The organism is Lentzea sp. NPDC036955 (genome assembly GCF_055608005.1).
Genome location: NZ_JBVJRC010000011.1, coordinates 14,697 through 26,453, shown reverse-complemented (window position 1 = coordinate 26,453; position 11,757 = coordinate 14,697). Strand labels below are relative to the sequence as shown.

Annotated in this window: 10 protein-coding genes; 2 read left to right on the top strand and 8 right to left on the bottom strand. The window is 69.3% G+C overall.

Translation table 11 applies throughout. From position 1 onward, the window contains the following. Positions 1 to 152: 152 nt before the first annotated feature. Together ACZ7CF_RS33515 and ACZ7CF_RS33510 are read right to left on the bottom strand one after the other, a co-directional pair. On the bottom strand, positions 153 to 2,399 hold the full coding sequence (locus ACZ7CF_RS33515; RefSeq protein ID WP_470371509.1) for a M3 family metallopeptidase: 2,247 nt from the start codon (positions 2,397 to 2,399) through the stop codon (positions 153 to 155). Further along, the gene (locus ACZ7CF_RS33510) at positions 2,396 to 3,628 is read right to left on the bottom strand and encodes a hypothetical protein (RefSeq protein ID WP_470371508.1); all 1,233 of its coding nucleotides are present in this window, start codon (positions 3,626 to 3,628) and stop codon (positions 2,396 to 2,398) included. The genes ACZ7CF_RS33515 and ACZ7CF_RS33510 overlap by 4 nt, the downstream gene beginning before the upstream one ends. Before the next feature lie 437 nt (positions 3,629 to 4,065). On the opposite strand from ACZ7CF_RS33510, the gene ACZ7CF_RS33505 reads away from it, so the two are divergent. Both ACZ7CF_RS33505 and ACZ7CF_RS33500 read left to right on the top strand, forming a co-directional pair. After that, positions 4,066 to 5,097, top strand: a complete 1,032-nt coding sequence (locus ACZ7CF_RS33505) for a hypothetical protein (RefSeq protein ID WP_470371507.1) — start codon at positions 4,066 to 4,068, stop codon at positions 5,095 to 5,097. Positions 5,098 to 5,209: 112 nt separating this feature from the next. After that, on the top strand, positions 5,210 to 5,473 hold the full coding sequence (locus ACZ7CF_RS33500; RefSeq protein WP_470371506.1) for a hypothetical protein: 264 nt from the start codon (positions 5,210 to 5,212) through the stop codon (positions 5,471 to 5,473). Positions 5,474 to 5,611: 138 nt separating this feature from the next. Here ACZ7CF_RS33500 and ACZ7CF_RS33495 read toward each other — a convergent pair whose 3' ends face one another. From ACZ7CF_RS33495 to ACZ7CF_RS33470, 6 genes are all read right to left on the bottom strand, one after another. Next, entirely contained in the window at positions 5,612 to 6,742 is a 1,131-nt protein-coding gene (locus ACZ7CF_RS33495) for a hypothetical protein (RefSeq protein ID WP_470371505.1), read from the bottom strand. Positions 6,743 to 6,962: 220 nt separating this feature from the next. Next, positions 6,963 to 8,600, bottom strand: coding sequence for a hypothetical protein (locus tag ACZ7CF_RS33490; protein WP_470371504.1), 1,638 nt, complete (start codon positions 8,598 to 8,600; stop codon positions 6,963 to 6,965). A gap of 318 nt (positions 8,601 to 8,918) precedes the next feature. Continuing rightward, positions 8,919 to 9,227 carry a hypothetical protein gene (locus ACZ7CF_RS33485; RefSeq protein WP_470371503.1) on the bottom strand — a complete coding sequence of 103 codons (309 nt, stop codon included), beginning with the start codon at positions 9,225 to 9,227 and terminating at the stop codon, positions 8,919 to 8,921. Between the two features lie 491 nt (positions 9,228 to 9,718). Further along, positions 9,719 to 10,066, bottom strand: a complete 348-nt coding sequence (locus ACZ7CF_RS33480) for a hypothetical protein (protein ID WP_470371502.1) — start codon at positions 10,064 to 10,066, stop codon at positions 9,719 to 9,721. Continuing rightward, positions 10,063 to 10,899 (bottom strand): hypothetical protein, encoded by an 837-nt coding sequence (locus ACZ7CF_RS33475; RefSeq protein ID WP_470371501.1) that lies wholly within the window; start codon positions 10,897 to 10,899, stop codon positions 10,063 to 10,065. Before ACZ7CF_RS33475 ends, ACZ7CF_RS33480 begins: the two co-directional genes overlap by 4 nt. After that, a complete protein-coding gene (locus tag ACZ7CF_RS33470) occupies positions 10,896 to 11,462 on the bottom strand; it encodes a hypothetical protein (protein ID WP_470371500.1) in 567 nt (188 codons plus the stop codon). The genes ACZ7CF_RS33475 and ACZ7CF_RS33470 overlap by 4 nt, the downstream gene beginning before the upstream one ends. Positions 11,463 to 11,757: the final 295 nt, after the last annotated feature.

The following is an 11,757-nucleotide window of genomic DNA, read 5'->3' as shown; positions in this document are numbered from 1 at the left end:
TGTGGCGCGGTGGGGTCACCGCTACAGCATGCCCGGACCGGAGACGTTGCTGCGGCAGGCACGGTGGTGCCGAACCGGACATGAACCGGGCTACGGCAGGCCTTGGCCGACGGGCAGCCGCGCCCGCGGGCCACGTGGTGCACGCGCCAGGCCTACTTGCCGATCATGTCGTCGTCGCTGTCGCTTCCGTCGTCCCAGATCGACCTGCTGAGGCGCGTCTCCAGAATCTCCACGACCTCGTCCAGCTCCGGTATCCGGGTCGGGCGGGCGAGAGCGGCCGCCGACTCGAGGATCGCCACCCGCTCATCCCGGCCAGGCCCTACGGGCAGGTATTCCTGGTCGGAGGGGGTGAAGCCGAGCCGCAGCAGAAGGGATGCCGGATGGAGATGTCCGCCCACCAGTGCGAGGTACTCGCCGGGGTTGGTGCTGCCGTGCGCGAGGACCTCGCGCAGGGCCTGGCCGACGGCGCGGGTGGGGCCGTTGAGGCCGAAGTTGGCGAAGATCGCGTGGAACTGGGCGGCGAGGACGTCGGACCACACGTAGGCGTAGTAGGTCGCGTTGTAGTCGCCGGTCAGGGAGTGGCGGAAGAAGCTGCTCAGATAGCGGGGCGGGAGGCTGCCGGCCAGGCCGGCGGCGGTCAGGACCCGCTGCTCGAACTCGTCCACGCTGCTGATTTCGTCGTCCGGGCCGATGCTGTGCCAGGCCAGGTCCAGCAATGCGGTGGCGACGTCCTCGACCATCCGGTAGCCGACACCGTGGCGTGTGGGGATGAGCTCGGTGATCCCAAGGCCGATGGGAATCGGCTCGCCGGTGAGGTGGTGGCGGGCGTAGCAGGTCAGGACGTGCGGGTGCAGCGCCCACATCTCGTGGATGACCGCGGGTGCTTCCACGATGTCACGCGGGAGATAGGCGAAGCCGCTGTGGGAGGGGTAGCGGACGTCGGAGACCATCGCGTGCACGACGTGGCCGATCTCGTGGAACACGGTCACGGCCTGGTCCACGGTGAGCACAACGTCGCGGCCGCCGGGCGGTTGCGGGGGCAGGTTGAGCGACATGCACACCAGGGCACGCTGGCCGAGCAGCTGGGACTGGGCGGTGATCTCGGTGGTCCAGGCCCCGGCTCGTTTGCCGTCTCGCTGGTGCAGGTCCACCAGGACCATGCCGAGGTGCCGACCGTCTTCGCCGACGGCTTCCCACACGCGCGCACCGGGGACGTGGACGGGAAGGTCGATGCGCTCGGTGAGGTGCACTCCGTGCAGGTGCTGCACCAGCTTCCGCGCGCCGGTCAGGACCGCGGCGAGCGGCAGGTACTCGCGAACATTGCCGGAGTGCCGGTCGGGACGACGGTGACGGTGCCGGGTCTGCTGGGCCAGGTGGAGCCGGTCGGCGGCGGCGATGCGGCTGTCGGTGAGGACGGCGTCCTCCTCGGCGGCTTTGCCTGCGGCCAGGGGCGCCAGCGCGTGCAGCAGGGCGGTGACGGTCTCGGCTGATCCGGCGGTCTGCCTGGACAGCACCGCCTCGGCGTGGTGAGCGAAGCCCCGCAGGCGGGCGCGGGTCGCCCGCAGCCGGTACAGCTGCACCAGCAGCTCACGGGTGTCGTTGTCGTCGCCTCGTGAGCACCGCGAGATCGACGCCTCGTGGACGCGGTGCCGCAGGCCCTGATGCGCAAGTCGGGCCAGGATCGGCTGCACGGTGGGCGCGGCCAGTGTGAGCACCCAGCCGGTGAGGCCACGGTCGGTGGCGGCCGCGGCCGCCACGGCGATCTCGTCGTCGTCCAGGCCTGTGAGTTCGGCGCGGTCGGTGACGTGCACGGCCGCCGCGTGCAACCCGGTCGTCATCCGGGTGTCCAGGGCGCGTTCGAGCTCGGCCTCACGGATGTCGAGCATCCGCAGTTGGTGCCGTGCCGCGGGGTCGAGGTGCGCGCCGGCGTCGACGAAGCGGTCGTGGATCCGGGTCAGCAGCGCGGCGTCGTGCTGGTCGAGGTCGAGCTCGCCGCGCTGCTTATGCAGGACGGCCATGCGCTGATAGAGCTGGGGATCCACCCACGCGGCGGTGTCCGCCGCGGCGAGCAGCGGCGTGATCACCGCGGCCAGTTCCCGGCGGGCCGGGGTGCTCGCGGTCTGCAGCAGCACCGTCCACAGCTGGCGGATGGGCCACAGCACGGCGTGCGCGCGCTCGATTGCCACGACGTCGCGGAACGCCGGCGGGTTCGGGTCGTAGCGGACGTTGTCCAGCTCGGCGGTGCGGGCGTCGATGCCTGCCCGGACGGCGGACTCGATGTGCTGGTCGGTGATCTCGTCCAGCGGCGGCCATCCCTGCGGCCAGCGGCGGGTGACCGGGTTGGTCTCCCACTGTTCGAGCTGCTTCGCGAACGCCGTCGCACCCTCACCGCTGATCACGCGGTCACCGCCGTGTTCTCGGCAGCCAGGTGCGCTGCGGCGTCGTACTCGGTGGCACCGGTGGCGTGCATCCAGGTGAGCATCCGCTCGAGCACGTCGTGACGGCTGTAGTCGCTCGCCCCGGTCTTGGAGAACTGGCGCTGTGCGAAGCCCTCCTCGCCGAGTGCGGTGCGCAGCTGTGCCGCTGATCGACCGGTGAACTGTGGTGCGAGTCGTTGCAGCGTGGCGCGCATCCCCGGCGTGGGCGGCAGCACCGCCGTCGCGCCGGTGAGCGCACGGCGGATGCCGCCGACCGCGCCGCGGAGGTGGTTGGTCCGGCCGGCGTGGTCCTCGTCGGTCTCGGCGGTCATGGCCGTGAGCTTCGCGGTGGATTCGGCGAGTCGCTGACGGTCGACGCCCTGCAGCTGTCCTTTCTCGGACCTGCGGGCGATCTCGCGGCTGACCATCTCGATGGCCTCGGGCACGGCGTCGGCCAGTTCGACCAGCCCGTCCAGTGCGGCCGCGAGATCGGCGGGGGAGTCGCCGGCGCGGCTCATCCAGCCCGACAGATAGCTGTGCAGGCGCTCGTGCGCGTCCCAGATCGCCGCGGACGGCGTCCCTGGGACGATGTCCTTCGCGCTGCGCACGTTCGTACCGCTCGCGTGCGCCGACAACGTCCACTGCGGGACAGCTCCGGGCAGCAGGCTCTGTGCCGACCAGGGTGCCGTGCCGGAGTCGGGATCGACGTGGCCTTCGCCCGGTAGCGGCATCCGGCCACCGGTGTTCGCGCACCAGCGGTCTCCACCGTCGTCGTCGGCCAGCTCGGGGTAGAGGACCCGCAGCGCTGCCGCAGTGTCAGCGGACCTCGACCCGAAATCGGGAACGCAGGTGATCGCTCCCGACTGGTGCGCGGTGCGTTCGCTCCACATGCTCAGGTCGACCAGCCGGGAGCTGACCTGGTTGAGCGCGGTACCGAGCTGGGCGGCTGGTCCGGTCGCCTTGTCGGAGCTGAACTGGGGAAGAACGCCGTTGTCCCGGGCGAGCCGGTGAACGGCGCCGACGTGGAACCCGGCAGCCCGCAGGTGCCGGGCTACCGTCACGGCGACCGGCGCGGGAACAGTGAGGGGGTCGACGTCGGACATCGGGTGCTGCCGGGCTGCTGACGCGGCGCGGCGTGCTTCGGTATGCCCGGTGCCGGTAGCAGCGCGCTGTGCCGCCACGGCCCTGCGCTTGGAGTGGCTGTTGCTCATCTGGGTGTCCTCCAGCGGGGAGCCCACGTCAACCCCGCGAGGTTCGTCCAGGTGATTCGACGTCATCGCGTGGTGCTTCACTGCCGCGCCGAGACTCTGGGCCGTCTTGTCCGATGCGCCGATGTGGTCACGTGGGAACCGGGTCGACTCGGAGTTGGGACCGCGCGTGGCCCCGTTTGCCTGCCAACGACTATAGCGGTTGGTCCGCCACCGCGGCCTGGCCCGGTCCGGTCATCGTCGTCGAACTCGTCGCGCACGCCCGTCAGCACGCGCAACGGGAAACGTGGCAGCGGCTGGCACCCCGAGTTGCCCGATGCCCGCCGCGCGGGGCTGGACGCGCCGCTGAAGGTCGACACGCTCATGCACCTGCGCGGCCTGGGCCGCCCGGACGCTGCCCCGCGGCATGGCCGACTGCGTGGATCGGCCATCGTTGACCCATGCCGTTTCAACCTTTCGCCGAGGACTGGGAACGCCCTGGGTCCTACAGCCCCGAGCAGTGGAACTGGCTTGCCGTGGAGATCGCCGAGATTCGGCGCTGTGTGGCCGTCGGGGACCAGGCCCATGACCGGCTCGCGTTGTTGTTGATCGACCACCTGGTGGAGGTGACGGTCGACCGAGAGGTCAACACACTGCTGACGTGGCAGCTTCCCGATCGCCTGATCGACGAACTGCGCGAGGCCCGAAGCTGCGGCACTGAGCTGCCCGCCTCGTTGGCCAAGCTCGTCGACACGCATCTGGGGGCGGACAAACGCCGCTGGCAAGACCAACATCTGCACGAGAAGACCGGCTATCTCCTCAAGCATGACGTGGTGACCGACGAGGAACGGCAAGTTCTTCTGCGGATGCACGAGTACCGCAACGCGGCCTATCACCGCGACACCCTCGACGGGGATGTGGTCCGCGATCTGGTGGTGGCCTACATGGTGCTGGCCGGGAAGTTGCTCGCCCGGCACCGACCGGCGATGTACGTGATGAGCTCCTCGGCTGGCCCCGTCATGACCCCCGATCGGCTGCCCGGTTTGCTCGTCGATGGCCTGCGACCGGATCTGAAGGCCATGGCCGGTCGGTTCAGCGAGCACGCCCAGAAGCGGGTCAGAGAGCTCGGTCGTATGGTGGGCACCGCACGCGTGCTGCTGGTCCACGCGGTCGAGTCTGGACAAGTCCAGGACGGCCCCGGCCAGGAGGATGACTTCCACCGCCTGCTGACGGTTCTCGACAACGTCACTCCGGCACGGCTGACGTCCTTCGACAACCGGGCCGTCAAGTTCAAGCAGAACATCACATCGCTGGTCAATCTGGCGCTTCGGTACATCAACCTTTATCGGGAGTTGGCGCGGATCGAGCCGTCGGCGCGGCGTTTGCAAGCCATCCTGGACCGGCTCGCGAGCGATGCAGAGGATGAGGCCAAGGAGCGACGGCGTCTCGGCGCCGATCGGATGGTCACCGAGGAGGCGGAGCAGGACCCCTGACGCGAGGGCGTGCAGACCGGTCACCCAGGTGTTGCAGCGCGACTTCGATGCCGATGAACGCCGCGAAGTCCTCGCTCGGCACCAGGCCCGCGCCGTTCGCGGGGTGCCCGGCGTGCCGGCGTCCAGATCCGCGGGCACCTCGCTGCGGGCGCCTCACGACCATCGGCGCGCCGGCAGTGGACTGACCGTGCCGGCGGTGACGGCGTTGTTCGTGCGGTCGGACTCGGTCGTCACGATCATGACGGTGTACCCGCGCCCGATCGGGTTGGGGTACCGCGACACCCCCGCGCAACGGGCACCCGCCGCACTGGTGGTACTGCTGAACCGAGACCTCGCGCTGCGCCCTGGCACAGACCGGCTGTTGCGCCGGCGCTGACCCACGGGTACACCGCATCGACGACCGCCGCGCCATGCTGCGCCCGCGCCACTGCGGCGGCACCGCCACCGTGGGACCTTCAGTCGCGCAACAACGGCGCCGACCTGGGCAGCATGAAACTGCCGGCTTGGGCAAGGCCTAGATGAAGTCGGTGTTGAAGTGCTCAGAGGTGCTGTACAACAGGCTGTAGCAGCGAACGAAGTTCTCCCTCGCCATCCCTCCAGGCTGAAGCCACTGGTCGGCGATCTTCTTCCAGCCGTCGGCGCCGTGCTTGTCGTCAGCGTAGGACGAGATAGAGCTCGCCAGCGTCTCCGGCACCTCGGTGAAACAGTCTGGGCTGTCGGTCCAGCGCCGCAGCACCGCGGTGATCTGCTCACGGGCCTCGATGTGCACCCGCTTCGGATTGGGCCCAGTCGCCCGCATGTCCTCTACCGACAGCCGTCCCTTGTACGGGTAGAGGTTGAGCTCGTTGCCGAACCACACGATGTGCATGACGGATTCGGCTTCCCAGGAACCGGGTCGCCCGGCGGTGAGCGTCCGCTGTGCGTAGTCGCCGGTCCCGCTGGGATCGGTGCGCCAGAAGCCGAACCGCTCTCGGGCCTCGTACCAGATCTGCTCCAGAGCGGAGGCGACACTGGTGATCAGCTTGCGGCCCGCCAGGTCGAACGCAGTCCGCAATTCTTCTGCGTCGACCGCGGTCATCGGTTCGACGTGACGCCAGGGGCCGAAGTGACGCTCGATCTCCTCCAGCGGCCGGGCAGTGATCGACCTCCGGTCGAGGTCGAACTTCGGCACCGGGTGGCCGTAGCGCTCGATCTTCTCGGTGGCGATCCGATCGATGATCAGCACGATTCGCTCGGTGGTGACGTTATCGCTGGCCAGGCGCTCTGCGAGTGCCTGCGCGGTGGAGACCGATCGGCGTCCGAGCGGGAGAAGCTCGACGACTGCGGCGATCTGCTCGACAGTGAGCGCCGGCAGGCCAGGATGGACAGCGAGTTCTGCGAGCTGCTCGTCGGTAAGTGGCCGTGGCATGGACGCAGTCGGGTCGTAGCAGCCCAGCTGGCCGAGGTCGGGGTGGTAGAGCCAGCCGCGGTTGTTGATGTCGACGATCCGGTAGAGGTCACGGGCCGTGCTGTTCGTGACCTCGGCGTCCGGCGTGGCTTCCGTGGTTGAGGTGAGCTCGGCGTGCGCAGCGACGTAGCTGATGTTGTGCTGATCGACGTGGGCACGCACCCTCGTGCGCAGGCTGGCGCTGCGGTTCTTCGGCATGATCGTCCGCTCTGGTCCTGGTCCCCACGCCACCAGCCCTTGACGATGTCCGAGCAGGCCACAACCATCGCGGGCCCCGAGGGACCATTGGCCGACAACATCACTTCCCGGCGTGGGCGGAGCGAATGCGGCTCAAGCGTGCGCGTCCTGACTCGGCGATGACGGTATCAAACACGGGAGTGGCACTGTCGTGGGCCGACCAGCACCGCCCGATGACCGGTCACGCGCCGGCGGCAAGCCATCGTGCCCAGGCCTCCGCATCGGTGCCCACCTCGGCCGGAATGCCCAGCATCGCGAGCGCGCCGGGGTAGAGGGACTCGTAGTAGGCGTTGGCGGCGGCCGCGAGTTCCGGTGCTCGGATCAGCCACGGTGCGGGCAGCCTGGTGCAGTTCAACGTGCGGTTGAACAGCTCCGGGGTGTCGTCGAACTCGCCTTCGACGATGCCGCGCCGGATGAGCCCTTCTATCAAGGTTTGGCGCTGCCGTGCCCATCTCTCGCTCCAGTGAGTCTTGGCCCATCGAGACTCCACCGCGTACATGCTCCATGACTGCCACGCTGGCGGCGGTTTTTCATAGGTGACCACGGTGGCGAGCCAGGGCAGCTCGAGCATGCGGGCGATGTGCACGCGGTGGTTGCCGTTGGTGGACACCTCGTACACGGGCCCGGCCCATGCCGGCGTGTGCGTCAGGTGGATTTCGTCGGTGAACAGTTCGGTGGTGAACGCGTCGAGGTCGGTCGCGTCGGCGAGGCCTTGGGCGATCTGGCGCAGCATGTACTGGCGATGGCCCCCGAACTCACCCCAGGTCCGGTGGTCGGTGGAGACGACCAGCCGGGTCGGGACCCACAGCGTGGTGTCGAAGTGTCCGCGATGATCGTTGTTGGCGGCTGCGGGTGAATCGAACAGGATGTCCGCGTGCTCCAGTTGCGGTGCGGTGTCGTTGAGCAGACGAGCCCGTTCCCGCAGGTAGGCGCCGATGTCGGTCTCGCGCAGCACAGTTGCAGCGCGCGCACACGCCTCCACGTGCTCCTGGTACGCCGCCCCGCGGTGCAGCAGGAGTTCCCGCACGCGCTGACCTTCCGGCGACGTGTCGGCTTCACGGGACGGCTTTGCCAGCCGCACCGGCTCCGGCGCTGGTGGATCCACGACCACGACGGGCGGCCGGTAGTGCGTGAACCCGGTGACGGTGGCGATGGCGGACTGCGGTGTGGGCGCGTACCCCCATCCCCGGTGAGGGCCGGTGTCGCTTCGCCCGGAGGTCACGGTCGCGACGAATCCGCCGTGCGAGTAGTAGTGCACCGTCCAGTGCGGCGTCTCGGGCGCAGGAGACGGCAGCGGGGGCAGTTCGGCGTCGACGACCGTTGCCCGGTGGCGGTTGACCGCCGAGGAGATCCTCGCCGGGCTGTCGCCGCGATCGACGCCGACCCCTGACGCGTTCGCCTGGCACACCACCTCCCACACCTCGTGAGCCGTGTCGGCGAGCGCCTCGAAGTTGCGAGTGAGTTCAGTCAGATCAACGCCGATTCGCGGATCGCCGAGCAGCCTCTGTGCCCGCACGACACGGTGCTGGGCGGCGAGCAGGCGCCACGTCGCGACCTCGAGATCGGCAGTCTGCGGACGGTCGTGCTGGCGCGTAGGCGACCCGCCTGGATCGAGTCGCAGCTCGCGTTCGAGCAGTGCGTCGACGAGTTGCTCGCCCTCTGACGGGCTCACCCAGCCGGCCATGGCCGGGATCAGGCGCATGACGACGGCGGTCCGGATCCGGCGGAAGTGGGGAAGGCGCGGCGTGTCGCGCTGCGTCCTGCACCGTGCCCCCGGTTCCGCGGTGCAGCTGGGGCATCGCTGATCGAAGATCCACACGTCAGCACCGTAAGGCGGAGAACCTGGCCGAGTCACGCCGGGTGTCGTCTCATCCAGGCCGGTCGACGGAAACCAGGCGCGAAACCGTTGGAGTACGCGGTGTGCGAGCCGCCGCCTTGGGCGCCGCAGCGGTGGAATCGCGCCGCCGCATCAGAACCTCGTCATCCATACCCGAAAGTTTATGGATCGCGTCAGCCACGAGAACCGCGGTCTGCCGGACAAATCCTGACCAGAAGCTCCTGCCGCATCGCGACACCGGGCACCCGCAGATTGATGAGCCCCGCGAACTCTCACAGGGAAGCGGCCTGGTGGTCTCGATCAGGCGTGCAGCTCACCGAGGGCACGATTGATGCGTTCCTCGCGGGCCTGATCATCGGCGGTCCGGTGAAGACGAAGGCAGGTCAGGCGAACGCGCGCCGGATCCTCCCACAGGGCAACCAGCTTCCAGTTCGCCAGCATCGGGTGATCGACGATGCACTCGAACGTCGACTCCGGCTGCCGATGTTGCCGCTCGACCGCGTCCCGAACGATGTCAGCTGTGCTTCCGTCGGCCAAGTCCGGGAAATCGCTCATGAGTGTCCGGACGACAGCAGCCGGGTAGGCCGAACCAGCGCTTCCTGCTTCCATGTGGTTCAGCGTGGCAGAAGTCTTCTCGACCTGGCGAGCTGGCTAACTCAGGCACCGGCCGATCGTTAGAGGTGGCGGAGTTCGCAGACGGCGCATCGCTCGGCAGCGGCACCACTTCGGCTCCGTGGATCTACTCGACCCGCCGAGTTGTGTGGCGGATCAGCCGAGACCGGGTGCCCGTCAATGCGGCCGTCTCCACCACGATCAGCTTGCGCTTGCACGTCGGTTACGGGCGAGGATCGTGGGCTGCGGCGTGCAGCGCCGCGAGCGAGGCCACGAAGTCCGGGCCTGGCAGTGGCGTCACGGCACCAGCGCCAACGCGTGACCCGCCACGGGCATGGCATCGTGCCGACTCCGTCGCCGGCCCGCACGGCTCGGTGCGGAACCGCGCGCGTGTGCGCGGCGTGCTCACCATGCCCCTCTCGCTTGTTTCGTCGTACACGGGGATCCACGACGTGGTCTCGTTCTGGTTCGATGCACGCCCTGGGTCATCATGGCTGTTTGCCGGTGCGGTCCAGCGAGCGCTGGATCCAGTCCGCGGCATCGGCGAACGAGCCGGTGTCGTAGTTGACCCCGCCCTCTGCTCCGGTGGCCTCGCCCGGTCCGGCTTCGGCCAGCAGAGCTACGGCCAACTCCGTCAGCAGGGCGTGCCGACCGGCTTGGACCGCGGCCACCGCCGTCTGGCGCGCCGGCGCGAGGTCCACACCGGGCAGCGCCGCTTGCATCGCGGCCAGCACCGCATCGGTGTCCTGGGCGATCCGCACCGGTGCCAGCAGGCCGTCGAGCACGGTCGCCAAGTCCCGCGCCGGGCTGGTCGCCGGTGCGTGTACGTCGGTCATGTCCACTCCTTTGTCTCGTCCTGCGTTGACGCGCGCATCTCGTCTGTGACCAGCGGCTGACCGGGGTGCTCCGGCCAGGGGGGACTCTCCTCCAACACCGTGAGGACCCGCACCACGTCAACGGCGAAGGACACCTCGTCAAGGGCGGAGTCTTCCTCGGTGGTCCAGTAGTCCAGCACCGGCACGGCACCGGCACGGCCGCTCATGACCAACGTGAGCTCGCTGCCGGCGGGATACTGGCGGCGTTCGAGCCGAGCGGTACCCGCGCTGGCGGCTGTCCGCAGTCTGCCTGTCACGCGTACGCACCAATCGTGCTGGGCGGGCCGTTCCCATGGCCGGTCCGCCCACGGATCGCGCTCGGGACAGCTCTCCCGAAGCCGTCGCAGTTCCTCCTGCTCCCGGCTTCGCCGCTGCGCCACCGCGCGCTGGAACTCCGCCTCATCGACGCCCTGGACATGCCGCACGTGCACCGCATGACGTTCGAGTGCCGCCTCGCGGCCGCCCCGCGAGGGCGCAAGCTCGGAAACGAGGCCGAAGCTGTCCTCGCAGGTGCACACAAGCTCGGTGCCCGTACGCCGACCACCGCGCGGCCGCCGTGGCGAGATCACCGGCTCGTGAGCGATCGTCAGCGGCAGCGACTCCGCGAATGCCACCGCGGCGCCGGCATCGCCGCCCTGCTCCAGCGCGACAGCGGAAGCGTCGAGCCAGTCCGCGAAGCCTGTCACCGGCACGTCGATCTCACTGCCGGCCAACCGGAACCGGCCCTGTTCGCGGACCGCGTGGGAAGCCCTGCGCAGCAGCGGCACGGGCCGCATCCGCCACACCGACGTCATCCTCGAACACCTCGCGCCTGCCGGACAGCCTGCAGCCGAGCGACGGGGTGCAGCCCGGCGATGTCGTGCTTGTCGTCGTTGGCGAAGCCTGCACCGATCAGGTCCACCCGCGCGTGCCGCGGCACGCGGAACACCTCGATCACAGCGGACTTGTCCGTGTATTCGGGGCATTGCACGGCGGTCAGCCGAGCGCAGGCCAGCGAGCACAGCGCGCCGCCGTACATCAGCACTATGCTGTGCGTGCGGGTCGCCGCAGCCAGCACGAACACCTGCTCCGGGCGTGGTCGGCCGCAGACCTGGCAGAGATCCTCGGCACGCATCCGCGCGCAACGTGACTCGTCGAGCTCCAGCGCGTCCCAGACCCCGCCGTGCGGTCCGCGGGTGACCGACGCCGCCCACGGTGTCGGCCGCGCCGGGGGAGCACCTCGACGCAGCGTGCCGTCCGGTTCGACGTCGGCCGCGCACCGAGATCGCCGCCGCGGCCAGCCCGGCTCGACGGCGACCTCGGCGGCAACCGCGGCGGTCGCGGTGCGGGCTTGGCGGTCGTGCTCGGTGTGCCCCATGCCGCACTGTACGCGGCTGGACTGCGCATCGTTGTGAGTCGTCGTCGACATGTCAGCAAGCACCCGTCACCTGCACGTCAATGCTCCACCGTGACGTCGTCAGCAAGCGCCGGTGAGACCTGTGTGGACATTGCGGTTCGCCACGGTGCCGTGCTCGCCCCTCCGGCTTGAGACAACGGCGCGCACGAGTTCCGGGATGGCGAGCAACAGCCACCAGTCCCAGAGGACACGGCGCAGGCCTCCAGTTCACGCTGCACGACTCCAGTTCATGTTGCAGGGCCATCATTGTCTCGGG

Coding starts and splice junctions, on each gene's coding strand:
- ACZ7CF_RS33475 (WP_470371501.1), bottom strand. CDS start 10,899: ATGACGTCGGTGTGGCGGATGCGGCCCGTGCCGCTGCTGCGCAGGGCT.
- ACZ7CF_RS33480 (WP_470371502.1), bottom strand. CDS start 10,066: ATGACCGACGTACACGCACCGGCGACCAGCCCGGCGCGGGACTTGGCG.
- ACZ7CF_RS33495 (WP_470371505.1), bottom strand. CDS start 6,742: ATGCCGAAGAACCGCAGCGCCAGCCTGCGCACGAGGGTGCGTGCCCAC.
- ACZ7CF_RS33470 (WP_470371500.1), bottom strand. CDS start 11,462: ATGGGGCACACCGAGCACGACCGCCAAGCCCGCACCGCGACCGCCGCG.
- ACZ7CF_RS33510 (WP_470371508.1), bottom strand. CDS start 3,628: ATGAGCAACAGCCACTCCAAGCGCAGGGCCGTGGCGGCACAGCGCGCT.
- ACZ7CF_RS33505 (WP_470371507.1), top strand. CDS start 4,066: ATGCCGTTTCAACCTTTCGCCGAGGACTGGGAACGCCCTGGGTCCTAC.
- ACZ7CF_RS33485 (WP_470371503.1), bottom strand. CDS start 9,227: ATGGAAGCAGGAAGCGCTGGTTCGGCCTACCCGGCTGCTGTCGTCCGG.